This is a genomic window from Turicibacter bilis, assembly GCF_024499055.1.
Classification (GTDB): domain Bacteria; phylum Bacillota_I; class Bacilli_A; order MOL361; family Turicibacteraceae; genus Turicibacter; species Turicibacter bilis.
The window spans coordinates 1,837,522-1,856,226 of the sequence record NZ_CP071249.1 but is presented as its reverse complement, the minus strand read 5'-3'; the positions used below and the strand labels follow the sequence as shown (position 1 = coordinate 1,856,226).

The window sequence follows — 18,705 nt, the reverse complement described above, 5'->3', positions numbered from 1 at the left end:
ATTCATTATCGCTTAAAATAAGGATGCTATAGTTGACCTTGTAGTTCGAATTGTATTTAGGAGGAGCCCACATGGAACAACAATCTATGATTTCTACAAAAATAAAGTTTGTAGACAAGGAACAAGTGAGTAAAAAGAAAAAAGTAAAGTTAATAAGCAAAGTGGAGCCATTTCTTTATTTAACCCCCGCTTTTGCAGTCTTTATGGTTTTCGTATTTTATCCATTTGTTAAAACGATTATTTTGAGTTTATCTCAAACGAATTTAAGAGGAGAAATTAAATCATTTGTAGGATTAGAAAATTTTATTGAGTTATTTCAATCGCCCGAATTTTATAGCTCAATTATTGTGACATTTAAGTTTGTTTTTTTAGTCGCTACACCATCAGTGATCATTGGTTTCGTCTTAGCCCTATTAGCTAATAACAAATTAAAAGGAAATAGAATCTATGAATTAATGTTCTCGTTACCTATGGCCATTGCATCAGCACCAGCAGCAGCTATTTGGACAATGATTTTTCATCCAACGAATGGAGTTTTAAACTTCGTATTAGGTCAAGAAATTGGATGGTTAACTGATCCTAGATATGCGTTAATCTCTGTAGCTGTTGTAACCACTTGGTTAAATCTAGGTCTTAATTTTATCTTTTTAACGACAGGACTTCGCAATATTCCAACTGAGTTATTAGAAAGTTCAGCGATTGATGGAGCGAATTTCTTTCATAAATTAAAAAATATTATCATTCCGATGGTCTCACCCCAAATGTTCTTAGTCATTTTTATGAATTTAATTAATGCTTTCCAAGCATTTGGTCAAATCAAATTATTAACACAAGGTGGACCTGGAGATTCAACGAATGTACTCGTTCACTCAATTTATCGTGAAGCTTTCTTCAATGGACGATTTGAAACAGCTTGTACACAAGCTCTTGTTTTATTTGTCATCATGATGATTGTGACATTATTACAATTTAAATTTGAGAAGAAAGGAGTCCATTATCAATAATGAAAACATCTAAAAGAAATCGAGTTATTTTAACCATTGTTAATATTATCGTGGGCTTACTTATTATTTCACCGCTTTTATATGCTTTATCATTAAGTTTTATGTCTCAAGGTGAGATTTCTCAATATCCACCTAAGTTATTTCCAAGTCATTTTAATTTAGATAATTATAAAGAGGCATTAAGCGCAGTTCCATTATTTCGATTTATTATAAATAGTTTTATTGTTTCGATTTTTGTAACAATAGGTCAGGTGATTACCTCAAGCTTAGCTGCTTACGCTTTTGCATTTTATGATTTTAAATATAAGAAATTACTATTTTTATTGGTGTTATCGACCATGATGATTCCGGCAGAAACAACGATTATTTCAAACTTTTTAACAGTAAGTTCTTGGGGATGGACGGATAGCTTACACGTTTTGATTGTTCCGTTCTTAACATCAGCGATGGGGATATTCTTAATTCGTCAGTTTTATCTAACCATCCCTAAGGAATTATTAGAAGCTGCGAAGATTGATGGTTGTACAAATTTAAAATTCTTAATGAATATCTTATTACCAATTTCTAAACCAGCAATTGCTTCTTTATCAATTTATACGTTTATTGGAACATGGAATCAATATTTATGGCCATTATTAACGATTAATAATGGAAATAATCGCACGGTTCAAATTGGGATTAGTATGTTACAATTCGCTGAAGGAAGTAATTATGGGGTTGTCTTAGCAGGGGCTATTTTAATCTTAATCCCATCAATTTTAGTGTTTATCATTGGTCAAAAGTCATTAGTAGCAGGGATGACAGCAGGGTCAGTAAAAGGATAAAAAATAGGAGGAAAAAGAGGATGAAAAGAAATTTATTATCATTAGCAGGGGTTTTAGGAACATCTTTATTAGTTGGATGTAGTAGTGGAAATCAAGCAACAGGTGACGTAACAGAATTAACGTTTTGGCACTCAATGGGTGGAAAAGGTGGAGAGGCCATTGCTTCTTTAGTAGAAGAATTTAATAGCTCTCAAGAAGGCATTAAAGTTGTTGCAGAGTATCAGGGGGCATATGATGATGCGATTAACAAATTAAAAAGTTCGGCACTTGGAAATTCAGGTCCAGATGTTATGCAGGTCTATGATATCGGAACAAAGTGGATGATTGATAGTGGATATGCGATTCCAATGCAAGAGCTAATTGATGCAGATGGTTATGATGTATCAGGTTTAGAAGAAGCGATTGCTGATTATTACACGATTGATGGTAATTTATATTCAATGCCATTTAATACATCAACACCAATTCTTTACTATAATAAAACAGCATTTGAAGAGGCAGGGTTAGATAAAGAAGTAGCGCCAACTAACTTTGATGAAATTCTTGAATTCTCAGAAAAATTAGCGACAAATGGTCGTTATGGCTATTCAATGCAAATTTACGGATGGTTCTTTGAACAATTCTTAATTAAACAACAATTAGATTATGCAAATGAAGGAAATGGTCGTGAAGGAGTTGCAACAGAGGTTGTGTTTGACTCTAATGATGGTGCATTAAATATTATCGAAGGATGGAAAGAGCTAATTGATTCAGGATTAGTGGTGAACTTCGGACGTAATGGTGACTCAGTAATGGATGCATTCGCATCAGGTAAAGTGGCGATGACCATTGCTTCGACAGCCTCTTTAACAGATATTAAGAGTAAAATAGACGATTCATTTGAATTAGGAACAGCTTATTTACCATCAGTAACGACTACTGATAAAGGTGGAGTTTCAATTGGCGGAGGTTCTTTGTGGGTAATCGATAAAGGTGATGATGAAAAAGCCGAGGCTGCTTTTGAATTCATTAAGTTCATGGTTTGTGCAGAAAGCCAAGCAACATGGGCACAGGCGACAGGATACTTCCCAGTGACAAAAGATGCTTATGAAATTCCAAGTATGGTGGAACATTTAACTAATAATCCGGAATTCCAAACAGCGATTGATCAATTACGTGAATTAAACAATCAATCAGGTGCATTACTTGGAGTTTTCGCAGAAGCTCGTGCATCGGTTGAAGAAAATATTGAAAAAGTTTTAAATAATGAATTAACTGCTCAAGATGCTGTATCAAATATTGCTAAAACAATTAATACTGCTTTAGACAAATATAATAAAGCGAACAATTAATAGGATGGGGCACACAATGAATAAATCAATCTTTTTTGATGTTGATAATACATTAGTTTGTCGAGAAGAAAATACCATTTGCGAGAGTACGATTAAAGCCATTGAAAAATTAAAAAATAATAATGTAAAGGTAGCTATAGCGACGGGAAGATCCCTCGCTATGGTGAAACAAGAAGAGTTTTATAAAATGTTTAAAACAATCATTTCCGCTAATGGATCATTAATTACAGTGAATGATGAAGTCATTTATAAACGATATATGGATAAAACAAAAGTTCGCCAATTATTAACGTACTTTGAAGAAAAAGATATTCCTTATTGTATTCATTTATTAACCGAAAGTAAGGGAAAAATTGAAGATTCATGGGTTAAAAACTTTTCAGAGAAATATAATATGCCATTATCCGCTTTAGAAGAAAATGTCTTAGATCAAATAGATGAGTATGAAATCTTTCAAATTAATGCTCACATTAAAGACGAAGAAATTGAAGCGATGAAGGAAAGCTATGAATCATTTAGTTTTGTGAAATTAATTGATGTAGAAGAAGGCTATGACATCTTTAATAAGAGTTGTAGTAAAGGGAGCGCCATTAAATATATTAAAGAAAATGAGATAAACAAGGATATGATGTACTACGCCTTTGGAGATGGATTTAATGATTTAGAAATGTTTAATGAGGTAGATTATTCAATTGCTATGGGGAATGGCTGTGATCAATTAAAAGAACGCGCAAGTTATATTACGGATCATATTAATGAAAATGGAATTTATAATGCGTTAAAAAATTTAAATATCATTTAGGAGGCTCAGTATGATTAATTTTGCTCACCGAGGAGCTAGTGGGGATTATCCTGAGAATACATTGCTTGCTTTTAAGGAAGGGATTAAAGCAGGTGCAAATGGACTTGAGTTAGATGTCCACAAAACGAAAGATGGAAAATTAGTTGTCATTCATGATGAAGATGTTGAACGAACATTTCAAGCAAGAGGGCTTGTAAAAGATTTGACATTAGATGAATTAAGAGCATTAACATGTAGAAAGCAACTATTTAAGGATTCAAAAGAGTGCCGCGTTCCAACGCTTGAAGAAGTTTTAGAACTGGTGAAAAAACATCCAGTCACACTAAATATTGAGTTAAAAACAGATGTAATTCCATATAATAGGATTGAAGAAGATGTGATTCGATTAATCAAAGCGTATCAGGTACAAGATCAAATTTTAATTTCAAGTTTTAATCCTAAATCAATTAAACGATGCAAAGAAATTGCCCCATATATTAAGACTGGTTTTTTATATCATAAACCGATTGATCAAGTGATTCAGTATGCCAAATCATTACAAGCAGATGCGATTCATCCTGATTTAAAATTAGTATCAGAAGCGTTAATTAAAGAAGCTCATGAGAATCAATTAGAGGTGAATATTTATACCGTTAATTCACCTATTTATATGAGAAAATTAATTGCTGCCGGAGCAGATGGAATATTTACGGATTATCCAGCATTGTTAAATGAAATTATGGAAGAAGAAATGTAGGACTATATCTAGGAGGATAAAGAGTTATGTCGAGTTTAGCACTAAAAAATATTTATAAAATTTATGATGGAGATGTGACAGCAGTCAATAATTTTAATTTAGATATTGAAGATAAAGAATTCATTATTTTTGTTGGACCATCTGGATGTGGGAAATCAACGACGTTAAGAATGATTGCGGGTCTTGAAGAAATCTCAAAGGGAGACTTATTTATTGGCGATAAATTAGTCACAGATGTTGAACCTAAAGATCGTGATATTGCGATGGTATTCCAAAACTATGCTCTTTATCCACATATGTCAGTTTATGATAATATGGCATTTGCTTTAAAATTAAGAAAAGTTCCAAAAGAAGAAATTGATACAAAGATTAAAGAAGCAGCTAAAATTTTAGATATTGAGTCACTTTTAGATCGTAAACCGAAGGCCTTATCAGGAGGGCAACGACAAAGGGTAGCACTAGGACGAGCTATCGTGCGTCAACCGAAAGTTTTCTTAATGGATGAACCTTTATCGAATTTAGATGCTAAACTTCGAGTACAAATGAGGACAGAAATTACAAAGTTACATAAAAAGTTAGGAACAACATTTATTTACGTGACGCATGATCAAACAGAAGCAATGACAATGGGAACACGAATTGTTGTGATGAATAAAGGAGTCGTTCAACAAGTTGATACCCCTCAAAATATTTATAACTATCCTAAAAATAAATTTGTAGCAAGCTTCATTGGGAGTCCACAGATGAACTTTATGAATGGAACAGTAATGAAGCATAAAGATGGAGTAGTTGTTGCGATTGGACATGAACAAATTTTATTATCAGAAACAATGAGCCAAAAATTAATGAAATCTGGTTATATTGGAAAAGAAGTTATTTTAGGAATTAGACCAGAACATATGGATGAAATACCAATGACACAGGCAGATACTAAAATAAACGGAATCGTTGATGTCGTTGAATTAATGGGAGCAGAAAGTTATATCCATGTAAAACGTGAAGAAGAAACGGTTGTTGTACGTGTTAATGGAACAACTGATAAAAAGATGGGAGATGCAATCGATGTTTATCTGAATCTTGATCAGATGCACATCTTTGATATAGACACAGAAGAACGTATCTCATAACAAAATCAATCTTTTTACTTAATAAAACTGATTATTCAAACCTATAAGATAGGGGAACTTAATAAAAAGTTCCCCTTTTGTTTTGACAAATTTAGATAGAGTTTTAGGAAATTGGCTATAAAAAAACACTTATCCACAGAACCAAAAAGTTCCATGTGGAACATTTTTAGGAAATGTGGATAAATAATGCATAATAATTGAGAATTAGGGTAATAGGACGTGGTGTGAATATAAGGAACCATCCAATAAATAAGAAACAAATAGTTACGATGATAACCTGTCTTTTATTGAACACTCATCGTGCAATCGATTTCTGAATCATGGCGAATTTATCGCTAAATAAGAGCGAATATCTCCAATATAGCCAGAATAATAAAGATTAGCAGAAGTAAAAAGTTGTTGCTAGCAAAGTTGATCTACAGGAGATAAAAGATGACTAAGAATTCGTGATTTTATAAAATGTAGAATGATTTAATATTCCTAAAGTCGGTCTGAGTCACAGATATGTTATTAAACAGTCACTATATATAACGAAATGTAGTTCACATTTTTGAACTAGGCGTAGTTCTTAAGCCTTTTTAATACTGGGTCACCTAGCGATTTCTGAAAGAAATCTAATCTCTCACTACTAAGGCTAAAAGTTTTTACGTTATAAAAAACTTATCAGGATATATATATAAATCTGTTTAGAACAAGTTAATTGAAGTAAAACTGCTTGTTACTAATTAGTTTTAATTGGGATAGAATTTCACTAGAATTGGTTGAAAATTTAATGATAAAAGAAAGTTATTTCAAAAGTAGACATATACTTAGAAAGAAAGGAGGTTGTTTAATGATTAAATTAGTGTTAATTCGTCATGGTGAAAGTGTTTGGAATTTAGAAAATAAATTTACAGGATGGACAGATGTAGAATTATCTGAAAATGGATTAAGAGAGGCTAGAATGGCAGCTAAAGTTCTACTTGAAAATGGACTTGAGTTTGATATTGCCTACACGTCACGCCTTAAACGCGCCATTCGAACGCTGTGGATTATTCTTCATGAGATGGATTTAATGTGGATTCCCGTTCATAAGTCATGGAAATTAAATGAGCGTCATTATGGTGCCTTACAAGGGTTAAATAAGCAAAAAACAGCTGAAATTTATGGGGAAGAACAAGTCCATAAATGGCGTCGTTATGTTGAGGTCCGTCCACCAGAGTTAACAAAAGAGGATCCACGTTATCCAGGACATGAATTTAAGTATCATGATTTAAAAGAAGAAGAATTACCGTTAACTGAGAACCTCTCTGATACTGAAAAACGCGTTTTAGAAGAATGGCATGAACATATTGTGCCAGATTTATTAGCAGGAAAACGTGTGATTATTGCGGCTCATGGGAATACATTAAGAGCGCTGGTAAAGTATTTAGATAACATTTCAAGTGATGGAATTGCCAATTTAAATATCCCAACAGGAACACCATTGGTGTATGAATTGGATGATGAGTTAAAACCAATTCGACACTATTATTTATCGTTAGATGGAACGATTCCTGAAGGGGAAATACCTAAACATTTAGAATCATCCACAGATTAAGAAAAAGAATTGATGATCTTTATCCAGATGGAAGCCGGGATAGGAGATTTAGTGAAAGTGTGGATAAAAAGGGAGTTTAATTAGTGCGAAAATTGTTGAAATATGGGTTTTTATAGAAAAAAGAGCTAAAAAAACACCTCAACTGTTAACAACTGAGGTGTTTTTAATTATTCAAATAAGTCATCAAACTCTTCATCTTCAAGCTCTTTTAGACGTTTCATTTCATCAGCTTTAGCTTTTTGTTGAGCTACTTTTTTGATTACATGAGTAGTACCTACACCAATTCCAACAACGGCTCCTGTAATTAAAAGAGCAGCAAGACCACGTTTTTTCGTTTTTTTATTTTCCATCTCCATTTTTAATCACTCCTCTTAATTAAATTGAAGTAATACTATGCCTACATTATAACTGATTTTGTTGAATTTTGATATTATTTAGCTCATTTTATTAAAGATTTTTATATTTCAATTAAGGTAATCGATGGAGTAACAATAACATGGAAAAGAGAGACGCATTCTAATCAAATCTTTTAGACTTCTGTTTTATTTTTAAAATACTATTTATCCTTAGCTATTTAGTTTCTTCACTTTTATAAAGGGACGATAAAGAAATCAATTTTTGGACTGATTTTTATAAAATCAGTCTTTTTTATTAAGTCTTCTTTATTCTTGTTTTTAATATCCTCTTTCGTGTTCTCTATTTTATGTCCTCTTTTTTTCTCTACTGGGGCTATCTTTTTTATCAGATTTCCTATTTTCCTCTATTATTCTACCAATTCTTCATTTTCAAACACTATTATAAAACTATAAATTAAGTATTTTTAAACTTTTTAACCTCACTTTTTCCAGTTATCTCCCTATCTCGAAAATGGCTTATTGAATTTATTAATAGATACGCTCTATAAATTAAAATTAACATGTATTTAACTTGTATTGTCGGTTTGGGAAATAATTTGGTAGGATTTTTGTATCTTAAGCATACCTAATCCGGTGTAAAAAAAATGTTAAATTATAAAAGAGAAGTTCGACATCTTTTGAGGAGCATTTAGCTTACATAAATAGCAGATGATTATTAAATAATAATTATGAATGCATGAATGAGGCGGTGAAATGATGAAACTATTTAGAAAACTATTGTTCGCATTTATTTCAATTTTTCTTTTAACCTATTCTGTAAAGGCAGCTGATGAGTCAAATTTAAAAGAAAGTGATTACTTGAAGAAAATTGATTTAATTTATCTCGAACTAAAAGATAGCCTTGGTTCTACAGAAAAAACAGGAGATTTAAATACTGATTTTTTAAATCAAGTGCTACAATATCAACGAGCATTAATTGCTTTATCTAAAAATGAACTTCAGTACGGTGAACGAAAAGAGTTAAAAGAGCCGGTCGACCAATTTGTTGATGAGTTAAAATTAAATTTAAAGAAAATTAATAAAGTTCAAAAGAAGGTTAGTGAGAATCCTGTTTATGATGAAACCAAAGAAGCTACCTATTTATCCAGCTATGAAGAGATTTATCAACAAATTTTAACGAATCTTAAAGTTGAAGGTGAGCAACCTACTGTTTTAATTGGGAATAGTATTGATATGGACTTTTTAACACGATTGTCAAAACAATGTGAGGTGTGGACGATCTTTATGAATAGTATTTTGCAACAAACGGAAGATGATGGGGTCAAGGAGTTAGCAAATGACTTAATTCAGAGTTCAGATAGATTAAAAGGTGAGATACAAGCATTAATTAAACAAATTGAACAATAGAAAAGGAGACTAAGTTAATTTAGTCTCCTTTTTGTTTGAAAGAAATAATCGTTTTTAGTTGTTGATGCACACTAATATTTTTTCCATCACTTCGAATGACGATAGGTCCATCACTCGTCATGAGTGTTTGGACATGATGTTTTGCTAATAATTCAAGCACCTCTGTATCCGCATATTCTTCTTCTGAACAAGTAATAATTCCATAGGTTGGTGAAATAGCTGTTAATAATTCATCGAGTTTTTCACTATATCTACCATGATGAGGTAATTTTAATAATGTATAGTGTAGTGGACTTGTCGCTAAAAATTCGCTAAGGCGGATACTTTCAGCATCTCCTGCAAATAGGAAGCTTTGGTCTCCATATGAAACAGAAGTAATGAGTGAATAGTCATTAGATAGTTCATATTCTTCTTGTAATGGAGGAGAAATGATGAATGTTGCATCATTCAGTTTAAAGGTCATATCATTTGCTAGATAAATGGGATTTAGTTCATGGTCTTTTAGTGCTTCTGTATATTGTTTATATTGTTTTGTATCACGGGTATAGTTAGGCTGAATCACCTTTGAAACGGCTACTTCATCTAAAATAGTTTCGGCTCCACCAATATGATCTTTATCTAGATGAGAAATAATGAGGTAATCAATGACATCAATTTGTTCTTTTTCTAGAAAATCTGCGATTTTTTCACCATTTTGATCAAGACCTGTATCAATCATCACCGTTTTATCCTCAACTTTAATAACGATACAATCCGATTTTCCTGTTTCGAGAATATTGATTTCTAAGGGAGCATCGCTTAAATTAACAGAGGTGCTAAGTCGATTTTCTTTACTTAAATCACCTGAGTGACAAGCGGATAAGAGCGTGATATTAATGAGAAGAAGCAATGTAAAATGTAGTTTTGAGGAAGAGGTTTTTGTCATATATAAAAACTCCATTCTATAACATCATTGTGAACCGATATTATTTGAATTTAGCATAGCACAAAATCATAAAAATCTCGGTAGTATTAGTATATAAAAAAAGTAGAAATTCATTGAAAATGATTTATATTTTATTAGTTTATCAATCGTATTTTGGAAATATATCCTCACAATTTGAAAAAAATAATAGATATTTCGCATATAAAAAGTCGCTAATTTTAGTTTATATATAGTATGTTTATCGTTTATTAACTTTAAACAGTGAAAAAATGGGTTTTATAGTGAAAAAGTGAGAAGTTTAATCATTTTATAAAATGGGCTATTTGATAGGAAATCAGTAATTTTACTTTTCATTAAATAAATAAAAAGTTCGGCATTCGCCGAACTTTCTATTTTATAAAGGTAACCATTCGATCACTTTTTCAATGTAGGTATCCCAGAATTTCCAGTCATGAATTCCAGGGGATTCAACATATGTAAATTCAATAGCTTCTTGTTTTAGGAAGTCACGATAATCACGATTTTGTTCAATTAAGAAATCTTCTGTTCCACATGCGAGATAAAGTTGTGGAATATCCACAGCTTCATTTTTTAACTTTTGAATTAATGCTTTGTAATCTTTATCACTTCCGATGAGCTCATCTAAGTTTCCAAAGATGCTTTCAAAATAGGAACGACGTTCAAGAATCGATTCAGCATGTGGTGTTGAGTTTAGAGCACGATCCAAGATAAAGGCTGAAGAAAGGCCAGCGATGTGACTAAATGTTTCGTGATATTTTAAGCCATTTCGAACAGCTCCGTATCCCCCCATTGAAAGGCCAGCAATAAAGGTATCTTCACGTTTCGTTGAAAGATGGAACATTTCTCGTGTCTGTTCTACAAGCTCACGACCGATAAATTCACCATATAGATGACCACGTCGTTCATCATCGACATAAAAGCTATTTTCTCCTGCCGGCATAATAACTGCTAGACGAGCTTGCTCGGCAAGTAGAGCAATACGTGAGCCCATCAACCATTGAGTATGATTATCTGTAAATCCATGTAAAAGATAGAGTGTTTTGAAGGGTTGATTTTTGATTGGATGCTCGGTTGGAATAATTGCTTTATAAGTGACCATTCGGTTGAGACATGTTGAATGAAAATTTACTTCTACTATTGCCATAAAAATTCCCCCTAGGATAGAAATGATAATCCTACCATATCATACATCACTTGTTAAATAAAAGCGTTTACTGACGCTAGAAATAAAGATTATGTCGAAAAAATGAGAGTGAAAATAGGGATGATTTGTTTCGATTGAATTGCTGTTGCATAGACTAATACTAGTAAAAGAACTCGTTGTAGGGAGGATGAATCATGAAATTAAAGTGGGGGTTAATAGGGATTTTAATTGGAATTTTATCAGCATGTCAGTCGAGTAATCAACCAATGGATATTACTTATCCACAACCCTCTATAAATATTCCAGCTGAAGGACAAAAGCCGCCTATTGACTCCGAGGTAGAAATTAAAACACCAGTTTTAAAATCAGATCAAATCGAAGAACCTATTAATCAAACAGACGAAAATGAGGAGCGTGTCGATTGTCTTGTGAGTGCGACGGTCAATCAGGCAGTGGAATTACTACAGTTACAGATGAGTGAGAAACAACTCGCTGCTATTATTCATGAACCAACAGAGCAACAATTAGCTATAGTAGACCATTTGGATGTGATTGAATATAATCAAGAACCAAGTGATGAACGACTGTTGGTTATTCCACAACATATTGGCTCAAAGATTACAATTTATCAAGTTAGATATGAAGATGATAAGTTAATTGAAGGTACTCCTTTATTAGAGACACAAATTGTCGAAGATGGTCAAATCTTAGATATAGAATGTTCATTACCGGAAGGCATTCCACATACTAAAATTGTGATTGAGTATAAAGAGAATCGAGTCGATTATTTAATAACTTATGATGGGGTAGGAACACGGCCTCAAGTTGAATTTTTAGAAGATGAAAACTGAAGCATAAAAGATTCGGTCCAGTAGGAAACTGAGGCTGAATCTTTTTTAATTGGGGGATAATGTCAGTGAAAAATACATAATTATTCTACTAAATTATGATATGATTAATTAAAATAATAAAATTCTCGATTTATTTAATGATTTTGCAACAGGATTTAACACGGGAGGGATTAAGATGAAATCGAAGAAAAAAGATGAATTTGATGGAAAAGTCACTTCATGGACACAGAAGCTTGGTGTTTCAATTATCGGGCTTTTAACAGCATTAGGTGCGGGATTAATTGTTTATACAGGTGTTATGGCTGCTACATATGAGCAACCTAAATCTGAAAATGATTATTTAACTTATGATAAAGTTGAAGTGGAAACATCAGATGATTCAATAGATGTAAATCAAGATACATCGGTTGATCAAAAGCAAGAAGAAGTGACACCACCAGCAACAGATTCATCAAATGAGCAGTCGTCAGATCAAACACATGAAACTGGGCAGCAACAATCTGAAAAACCAGTACAACAGGAACAAACTCCAGTTCAAACAAATAATAATGAGGCTTATTGTAATGTTGATGGAGTAAATGTTCGTGCGAAAGCAGCAACAGGAACAGATATCATCGGAAATTTAGATGCAGGAGACAAGGTTAAGGTATTAGATCGTTATTATAGTGATGAATGGATTCAAATTTCTTTTGAAGGAGAAATTGGATACGTTTATGCGGAATATTTAACATTTAAATAATGAAAAGGGGTTATCTCATTTTGAGACAGCCCCTTTAATGTTTTTATTCATAATGATAATAACTAGCATATCTTTTCGTTAAACTAATAGAAATCACGACAGTGATGAACTCAGCAAATGGGATGGTTAACCAAATACCGTTCACTCCGAGGAGGATTGGTAAGAGGATAACACCGATGATGACGAGAATTAAACTTCTTAAAACTGAAATTAGTGCTGATACTTTTCCGTTAGAAAAAGCAGTGAACATAGCGGAAGCAAAAATATTAATTCCAATCGGTAAGAAACTAAAGGAGAACAGATAAAAGCCACTTTTTGTGATATGATAGACCTCAGTTTCACCACCGGTAAATATCTTAATAATGGTTGACGCAAGAATTAAGGCAAGTACAAACGTTACAACTGAGGCAACGCTAATGAAGTGATAGCTATATTTGATTAATTGTTTTAATTGTGGATGATTGTTTTCACCATAACTGAAACTAATTAAAGGGGCTGCTCCTGATGAAAATCCTAAGTACACAGACATTAATAAGAATTGAGCATATAAAACAATGGTAATCGAAGCAACCCCATCTTCACCTAAATACTTAATCATCATTAGATTAAAAAGAAGTGTCGTGACAGCTGTGGATAAGTTTGTGACCATTTCTGATAATCCATTTGACATACTTTGAATGAGAACATCCCATTTTAATTTAGGCTTCGTGAAATGAAGATAATTTTTTTGGTTCATGAAATAGATTGAACCAATCATAGAAGGAATTAAAAGTCCAATCCCTGTTGCTAACGCAGCGCCTGAAATCCCTAAATTAAAAACAACGATAAAGACATAATCAAGAATCATATTCGTAAATCCACCAATTAACGTATTTATGAGTCCTAATTTAGGATTGTTTGCGGTCACCATGAAATAATCAAACAATGATTTTAGGATTGCAATTGGCGTAAATAAAGTGATAATAAATCCATACTCATAACAATAAGAATAAAGATTCTCTGTTGCACCAAGAAGCTTTAGTAGATTTGTAAGAAATGTAAGTTCTATAATCATTAAGAACATCCCAATAATCACACTGCATAAAACAATGAATGAGAAATTTTGTTTCCCTTCCAACGAATTGCCTTCCCCAAATTTTTTTGCTACAATGGCACTACCACCGGTTGCAAACATAAATGCAATCCCATACGTTAAGCTAATCAGTGGAAGCGTGATATTAATGGCTGATAATGCATTTTGTCCAACAAATCGTGAGACAAAAATTCCATCAATGATCGTGTAAAGTGATAAAAAAACAATCATAATCATCGTTGGCGTTGTAAAAGCCATAAATGATTTAAAGGTTAACTGTTTACTATCTGTATTCATTAGGTTAATCCCACCTTTCTTAATTATCATAAAGTATATGGTTACCGTATAGTCAAGAGGAGCATGAGGTATGAATCAGTATTTTACGACTGGAGAATTTGCAAAACTTTGGGGGGTTAAAAAGCAGACCCTTTTTCATTACGATGAGATTGGAATTTTTAAACCAGCGATTAAAAAGCCTAATGGTTACCGTTACTATAGTTATCAACAGTTTGAAGTTTTTGGGGTGATTTCGGTATTAAAGGAAATGGGAATGTCACTGCAAGAAATTAAAACTTATTTAGATAGTCGCAGTCCAGAACAACTGATCCACCTTTTTTCTCAGAAGATAGATCAAATTGATCGAGAAATTGAACATTTAAAGACTTTAAAACAAATCATGCATGAAAAAGTCGAAATGACAAAACGAGCGATCTTGTTAATAGGCGATGAAATTGAGTTAAAGCAGATGGAAGCAGAATATTTTATGATTAGTCCTGAATTAGATCAATTTAATCATCGAGAATTTTTTGATCATTTATCTGAGTTTATGAAGCGGGAAGATTTTAATTCATATACGACTTGGGATTCTGTAGGAGTCATGATTGATCCACAGCGGTTAGCTAAGAAAGAGTATCTAGACTATACTCATTTTTATTCTCGAATCGAAGATGTCACTCAAGCTCAGACGGTTTTTTTGAAACCAAAAGGATTATATTTGATTGCTTATCATCGTGGGTCATACGATACAACGTATCAAACCTATGATCGAATGATTGAATTTGCTAAACAAAATAACCTGGAATTCTCAGGTTATTCCTACGAAGAGTTTATTCTAGATGAAATTTCAGTTATTGGATACGATAATTATTTAACGCAAATTCAAATTCAAGTTCAACTAAAATAAAAGGGACTATCTCAAAATAGATAACCCCTTTTTCTTATCAACTTAATGAATCTGTTAATGTAAACGGATGACGCAATATTTACAATAAAATTAAGGAATATCAAAGTTATCCACAAGTGATGCAACGTTTAAAAAATATGATGTAATGAAAAAGACCTTGCTCCGCAAGGTCTTTAATGTTTAAGTTCTAAAATATTTTCTAAGATTGGGATGCAGCGTCCACAGACTGTCCCTGCTTCTGTAAGCTCTTGGATTTTTTCAACTGTATCTGCACCATTTTGAACAGCAATCGCTACTTCTTCAACTGATACCTTTTTGCAGCTACATGCAAGATATAGAACATCCTCAATTTCTTTCATTTTTTCAGGAGTATCAGCTTGAATGGACGTCATTTTTAAGATGTCATCAATCGTACGAGCTCCTTTAGCTTGAGCATGACGAATTTCAATATATTCTTCTCTTGGTAAAGACATCGGCAATGCTTCCTTTCTGTATAGATTATATTTTTAGAATGAGAGATTACCTCCGTTAATATACCTATTTATAATTCTTTAATAGGACTTTTGACGGTTAATAATTTTTTAGTGCCAATCATTTCTCCTACTATTGCGACAAGTAAAGATGGTAGAAGCCAGTTTAAACCTAAATTTGCTAAAGGTAGTTCATTCATAAATGAAACATTAGCGGCAGATAGAGCACTGATTAGTAATGTTGTGTATCCTGCAAAAACGAAGGATAAATTGTTACTAAAGAATTTTTTTAAGACACTTAAAATAACTAGGATAATGGATACTGGGTAAATGATAGTTAAGATAGGAACTGATAGCGCAATAATTTGATCGACTCCAATTGTTGAGGCAATTGTGCTAAAGGTACAAATAAAAATAGCGATGTGTTCATATTTTAGTTTTTTGTTTGTCACGTCTTCGAAATATTTACTTGTAATAGAAGTTAGACCAATTGCTGTTGTTAGGCAAGCTAATGCGACAATAATACCTAAAATAATTGTTCCTGATTGTCCCATTAATTGATGAGTAATTGCAACTAATAAAGCAGTTTGAGAAACAGTGGCATCAAATTGATTAGAAACAGTTGCCCCTAAGTAAGTTAACCCACCATATATTAAGGCCAGCCCACAACAAGCAAGTATCGTTGCGTTAATCGTTAACTTAATACGTTCTTCCTGTGAGGTATATCCTTTTCCTTTGAAGGAAGCTATTATGAATGCAGTGATTCCTCCAACTCCTAAAGCATCCATTGTTTGATATCCTTGTGTTAATCCAGTGACGAATAATTCATTCGATTCAATTTCATTATTTAATGTTCCAAGTGGAGATATAATTCCTTTTCCAATCAAGAAAGCTAGACAAATTAATAAAACAGGAGTTAGGAACTTCCCGATAATATCCATTACTTTTGTTGGACGAATCGTTAATATAAGGGTTAAGGCAAAGAAGATAATTGAGAAAAAGACTGAGTTTACTCCTGGAATTAATGGTGTAATACTTAATTCAAATGTAGTTGCGGCTGTTCTAGGAATAGCTAAAATTGGCCCTAAACAAAGCATCATAATAATTTCTAGGCTTAGTCCAAAATTTTTACCTGCACGTCCAACAATGGATTGATAATCACCACATTTAGCGATGGCATAAATTGAAAGTAAAATAATTCCGACATCCCCTAAAACAAACCCTAAAAAGCTTGTTAACCATTCACTTCCGGAAGTAACCCCGATAAATGGTGGGAAAATTAAATTACTTGCTCCGAAAAATACTGAAAATAATGCAAATCCTACAATAATGATATCTTTTTTTTGCTTCATCTTTTTTCTCCTCTTTTCTATCGTATGAATAAAAAAACCACATAGTTTCAATAGACTATGTGGTAATTCGATAAGCTTTTAATAAAAGGGCCACATAGTTTTTTATCTATGTGGCATCTATTTTATATAAGAGATAGCCATCATAGAGACAAACGTCTAAAAGTTTGTACCTATGATGGGAATGACTCCAAGCATAAATACAAACTTAACAATAATAGCTATAATCATACAGATTAGTTAATGTTGAATTCATCTGGCGTCATCCTTTCTTAATTATAAAATATGATTGAGCTTATTATACTAAAATTTCCAAATAAAAGCAATTAATAAGGATTAAATAGATTAATAAATCTTTCGACATTTAAAGTGAAATTAATTTAAAAATAGTATTTGTGATTTAAATTTAAGGGGAGTACAATATAATTTTGTAAAGATAACAAACGAGAGTATAGAGGATGAGCAGATGAAAGTATTTTTTAAGCGATTAGGGTATTTGATTTTATTTGGAATTTTAATCATACTTTATTCAACCTTTGTTGAACCAAAGTTGTTACGAGTGATTTTTCATGATGTGCCACTTAGTAAAATTCAAGGCGAAGCGATTAAAGTCGTGCAATTTTCAGATACACATATAGGTGACTTTTTTACGCTTGAAGATTTACAAGAAGTCGTTGATAAAATCAATGAACAAGACGTAGATCTCGTTTTATTTACGGGTGATTTAATGGATAATGCGGCTAATTATGATGGAGCTATCGATGAAATAGCAATCGTTTTATCTAAAATCAAATCTAAATTTGGAAAATACGCTGTTTTTGGGAATCGAGATTATGGTGGGGGAGCTGAACGTTTTTATGAAGATTTAATGGAATCAGCTGGTTTTAACGTGTTACTCAATAATCATGAAACGTTGAATATTAAAGGAACGACGCTTAGTCTCTTTGGAGCTGATGATGCCTTGATTGGATATTATGATTCGGTTCAGACAATGAAAGGCATACAAGAAAATCACCTTAATGTTTTAATGTTACATGAGCCTGATTTAGCTGATGATTTTATCAATTATCCAGTCGATTTAGTGGTAGCGGGACATAGTCATGGAGGACAGGTATACATCCCGTTTGTTGGACCTTTAATGACAACAGCGTTAGCTGAAAAATATGTACGTGGGTTTTATGAGATTAATCGTGATATGAATTTATATGTTAATACGGGAATTGGAAATACAAAAGCACCTTTTCGATTGTTCAATGTGCCACAGATTACCGTTTTTTATTTAAAAACAAAATAAAAAACTCCATCCAGTGATGGAGTTTTATTTTTTGGCAGCCACAACAGCTTCTAATAAATGAATACAACGTCCACAAGCTGTAGCAGTTCCTGTAATTTCTTTGATTTCTTCAACTGTTTTTCCTTCAGTTGCTAAAGTAACTACTTGTTCTAATGAAGTTCCTTTACATCCACAGATACTTGCTAAGATAGCTTTAATGTCGTTTTCGTATTCCACTGTATCAAGATCTGTCATTACTTTAACATCTTCAATCGTACGAGCCCCTGCAATCATTGCATGACGAACTTTTAAGTAATCTGGTTTTTGAATTTTTTCTAATTTCATTATTTTTCCCTCATTTCTCTATTTTGGTTAAGCTTTTCAATTATCCATTATAGAGAATAACTCACGTTAAGTCCAATCATCGACGTGTTGTTTCAAATTATTTATTTCAAACTAAACTCATGAAAACATTGATATGCTATCAATATATTATATATTTTCATTAAAAT

Annotated in this window: 19 protein-coding genes; 12 read left to right on the top strand and 7 right to left on the bottom strand. The window is 32.5% G+C overall.

Annotation, left to right across the window (positions count from 1 at the left end; translation table 11 throughout):
- Positions 1 to 71: 71 nt before the first annotated feature.
- The 7 genes from J0J69_RS08970 to gpmA all read left to right on the top strand — a co-directional run bounded on the left by J0J69_RS08970 (position 72) and on the right by gpmA (position 7,403).
- A complete protein-coding gene (locus J0J69_RS08970; RefSeq protein ID WP_212724749.1) occupies positions 72 to 1,004 on the top strand; it encodes a carbohydrate ABC transporter permease in 933 nt (310 codons plus the stop codon).
- Positions 1,004 to 1,828 carry a carbohydrate ABC transporter permease gene (locus tag J0J69_RS08965; protein WP_212724750.1) on the top strand — a complete coding sequence of 275 codons (825 nt, stop codon included), beginning with the start codon at positions 1,004 to 1,006 and terminating at the stop codon, positions 1,826 to 1,828. The genes J0J69_RS08970 and J0J69_RS08965 overlap by 1 nt, the downstream gene beginning before the upstream one ends.
- 20 nt (positions 1,829 to 1,848) lie before the next feature.
- The gene (locus J0J69_RS08960; protein ID WP_055244431.1) at positions 1,849 to 3,159 is read left to right on the top strand and encodes an ABC transporter substrate-binding protein; all 1,311 of its coding nucleotides are present in this window, start codon (positions 1,849 to 1,851) and stop codon (positions 3,157 to 3,159) included.
- Between the two features lie 16 nt (positions 3,160 to 3,175).
- The gene (locus tag J0J69_RS08955) at positions 3,176 to 3,961 is read left to right on the top strand and encodes an HAD family hydrolase (RefSeq protein WP_055244432.1); all 786 of its coding nucleotides are present in this window, start codon (positions 3,176 to 3,178) and stop codon (positions 3,959 to 3,961) included.
- 10 nt (positions 3,962 to 3,971) lie between these two features.
- Entirely contained in the window at positions 3,972 to 4,697 is a 726-nt protein-coding gene (locus J0J69_RS08950) for a glycerophosphodiester phosphodiesterase (RefSeq protein ID WP_055244434.1), read from the top strand.
- Positions 4,698 to 4,723: 26 nt separating this feature from the next.
- Complete coding sequence (locus J0J69_RS08945; protein WP_212724751.1) at positions 4,724 to 5,824, top strand: ABC transporter ATP-binding protein; 1,101 nt, start codon at positions 4,724 to 4,726, stop codon at positions 5,822 to 5,824.
- Between the two features lie 832 nt (positions 5,825 to 6,656).
- Positions 6,657 to 7,403 carry a 2,3-diphosphoglycerate-dependent phosphoglycerate mutase gene (gene gpmA / locus J0J69_RS08940; protein ID WP_212724752.1) on the top strand — a complete coding sequence of 249 codons (747 nt, stop codon included), beginning with the start codon at positions 6,657 to 6,659 and terminating at the stop codon, positions 7,401 to 7,403.
- Positions 7,404 to 7,570: 167 nt separating this feature from the next.
- Here gpmA and J0J69_RS08935 read toward each other — a convergent pair whose 3' ends face one another.
- A complete protein-coding gene (locus J0J69_RS08935; protein WP_212724753.1) occupies positions 7,571 to 7,759 on the bottom strand; it encodes a hypothetical protein in 189 nt (62 codons plus the stop codon).
- Positions 7,760 to 8,515: 756 nt separating this feature from the next.
- On the opposite strand from J0J69_RS08935, the gene J0J69_RS08930 reads away from it, so the two are divergent.
- The gene (locus J0J69_RS08930; RefSeq protein ID WP_212725879.1) at positions 8,516 to 9,166 is read left to right on the top strand and encodes a hypothetical protein; all 651 of its coding nucleotides are present in this window, start codon (positions 8,516 to 8,518) and stop codon (positions 9,164 to 9,166) included.
- 19 nt (positions 9,167 to 9,185) lie between these two features.
- Here the strand turns inward: J0J69_RS08930 and J0J69_RS08925 are convergent, their stop codons facing one another.
- Positions 9,186 to 10,091, bottom strand: a complete 906-nt coding sequence (locus J0J69_RS08925; protein ID WP_237252586.1) for a ComEC/Rec2 family competence protein — start codon at positions 10,089 to 10,091, stop codon at positions 9,186 to 9,188.
- 394 nt (positions 10,092 to 10,485) lie between these two features.
- Positions 10,486 to 11,256 carry an alpha/beta hydrolase gene (locus J0J69_RS08920; protein ID WP_055304549.1) on the bottom strand — a complete coding sequence of 257 codons (771 nt, stop codon included), beginning with the start codon at positions 11,254 to 11,256 and terminating at the stop codon, positions 10,486 to 10,488.
- Between the two features lie 194 nt (positions 11,257 to 11,450).
- On the opposite strand from J0J69_RS08920, the gene J0J69_RS08915 reads away from it, so the two are divergent.
- Positions 11,451 to 12,107, top strand: a complete 657-nt coding sequence (locus J0J69_RS08915; RefSeq protein ID WP_055244891.1) for a hypothetical protein — start codon at positions 11,451 to 11,453, stop codon at positions 12,105 to 12,107.
- A 175-nt stretch (positions 12,108 to 12,282) separates the two neighbouring features.
- Positions 12,283 to 12,846 carry an SH3 domain-containing protein gene (locus tag J0J69_RS08910; RefSeq protein WP_055244893.1) on the top strand — a complete coding sequence of 188 codons (564 nt, stop codon included), beginning with the start codon at positions 12,283 to 12,285 and terminating at the stop codon, positions 12,844 to 12,846.
- Between the two features lie 43 nt (positions 12,847 to 12,889).
- Here the strand turns inward: J0J69_RS08910 and J0J69_RS08905 are convergent, their stop codons facing one another.
- On the bottom strand, positions 12,890 to 14,215 hold the full coding sequence (locus J0J69_RS08905; RefSeq protein WP_237252588.1) for an MATE family efflux transporter: 1,326 nt from the start codon (positions 14,213 to 14,215) through the stop codon (positions 12,890 to 12,892).
- 70 nt (positions 14,216 to 14,285) lie between these two features.
- Here J0J69_RS08905 and J0J69_RS08900 point away from each other — a divergent pair, with 70 nt between their 5' ends.
- A complete protein-coding gene (locus J0J69_RS08900) occupies positions 14,286 to 15,101 on the top strand; it encodes a MerR family transcriptional regulator (RefSeq protein ID WP_055244895.1) in 816 nt (271 codons plus the stop codon).
- 173 nt (positions 15,102 to 15,274) lie between these two features.
- On the opposite strand, the gene J0J69_RS08895 is transcribed toward J0J69_RS08900, so the two are convergent.
- Both J0J69_RS08895 and brnQ read right to left on the bottom strand, forming a co-directional pair.
- A complete protein-coding gene (locus J0J69_RS08895; protein WP_055244897.1) occupies positions 15,275 to 15,574 on the bottom strand; it encodes a (2Fe-2S)-binding protein in 300 nt (99 codons plus the stop codon).
- A 68-nt stretch (positions 15,575 to 15,642) separates the two neighbouring features.
- A complete protein-coding gene (gene brnQ, locus J0J69_RS08890; RefSeq protein WP_212725880.1) occupies positions 15,643 to 16,923 on the bottom strand; it encodes a branched-chain amino acid transport system II carrier protein in 1,281 nt (426 codons plus the stop codon).
- A 463-nt stretch (positions 16,924 to 17,386) separates the two neighbouring features.
- On the opposite strand from brnQ, the gene J0J69_RS08885 reads away from it, so the two are divergent.
- On the top strand, positions 17,387 to 18,214 hold the full coding sequence (locus J0J69_RS08885) for a metallophosphoesterase (protein WP_212725881.1): 828 nt from the start codon (positions 17,387 to 17,389) through the stop codon (positions 18,212 to 18,214).
- 24 nt (positions 18,215 to 18,238) lie between these two features.
- Here the strand turns inward: J0J69_RS08885 and J0J69_RS08880 are convergent, their stop codons facing one another.
- On the bottom strand, positions 18,239 to 18,538 hold the full coding sequence (locus J0J69_RS08880; protein ID WP_212725882.1) for a (2Fe-2S)-binding protein: 300 nt from the start codon (positions 18,536 to 18,538) through the stop codon (positions 18,239 to 18,241).
- Positions 18,539 to 18,705 lie beyond the last annotated feature (167 nt).

Bases quoted from the DNA above. Each gene is read 5' to 3' on its own strand.
- J0J69_RS08970 (WP_212724749.1), top strand. From the start codon at position 72: ATGGAACAACAATCTATGATTTCTACAAAAATAAAGTTTGTAGACAAG.
- J0J69_RS08965 (WP_212724750.1), top strand. From the start codon at position 1,004: ATGAAAACATCTAAAAGAAATCGAGTTATTTTAACCATTGTTAATATT.
- J0J69_RS08960 (WP_055244431.1), top strand. From the start codon at position 1,849: ATGAAAAGAAATTTATTATCATTAGCAGGGGTTTTAGGAACATCTTTA.
- J0J69_RS08955 (WP_055244432.1), top strand. From the start codon at position 3,176: ATGAATAAATCAATCTTTTTTGATGTTGATAATACATTAGTTTGTCGA.
- J0J69_RS08950 (WP_055244434.1), top strand. From the start codon at position 3,972: ATGATTAATTTTGCTCACCGAGGAGCTAGTGGGGATTATCCTGAGAAT.
- J0J69_RS08945 (WP_212724751.1), top strand. From the start codon at position 4,724: ATGTCGAGTTTAGCACTAAAAAATATTTATAAAATTTATGATGGAGAT.
- gpmA (WP_212724752.1), top strand. From the start codon at position 6,657: ATGATTAAATTAGTGTTAATTCGTCATGGTGAAAGTGTTTGGAATTTA.
- J0J69_RS08935 (WP_212724753.1), bottom strand. From the start codon at position 7,759: ATGGAGATGGAAAATAAAAAAACGAAAAAACGTGGTCTTGCTGCTCTT.
- J0J69_RS08930 (WP_212725879.1), top strand. From the start codon at position 8,516: ATGAAACTATTTAGAAAACTATTGTTCGCATTTATTTCAATTTTTCTT.
- J0J69_RS08925 (WP_237252586.1), bottom strand. From the start codon at position 10,091: ATGACAAAAACCTCTTCCTCAAAACTACATTTTACATTGCTTCTTCTC.
- J0J69_RS08920 (WP_055304549.1), bottom strand. From the start codon at position 11,256: ATGGCAATAGTAGAAGTAAATTTTCATTCAACATGTCTCAACCGAATG.
- J0J69_RS08915 (WP_055244891.1), top strand. From the start codon at position 11,451: ATGAAATTAAAGTGGGGGTTAATAGGGATTTTAATTGGAATTTTATCA.
- J0J69_RS08910 (WP_055244893.1), top strand. From the start codon at position 12,283: ATGAAATCGAAGAAAAAAGATGAATTTGATGGAAAAGTCACTTCATGG.
- J0J69_RS08905 (WP_237252588.1), bottom strand. From the start codon at position 14,215: ATGAATACAGATAGTAAACAGTTAACCTTTAAATCATTTATGGCTTTT.
- J0J69_RS08900 (WP_055244895.1), top strand. From the start codon at position 14,286: ATGAATCAGTATTTTACGACTGGAGAATTTGCAAAACTTTGGGGGGTT.
- J0J69_RS08895 (WP_055244897.1), bottom strand. From the start codon at position 15,574: ATGTCTTTACCAAGAGAAGAATATATTGAAATTCGTCATGCTCAAGCT.
- brnQ (WP_212725880.1), bottom strand. From the start codon at position 16,923: ATGAAGCAAAAAAAAGATATCATTATTGTAGGATTTGCATTATTTTCA.
- J0J69_RS08885 (WP_212725881.1), top strand. From the start codon at position 17,387: ATGAAAGTATTTTTTAAGCGATTAGGGTATTTGATTTTATTTGGAATT.
- J0J69_RS08880 (WP_212725882.1), bottom strand. From the start codon at position 18,538: ATGAAATTAGAAAAAATTCAAAAACCAGATTACTTAAAAGTTCGTCAT.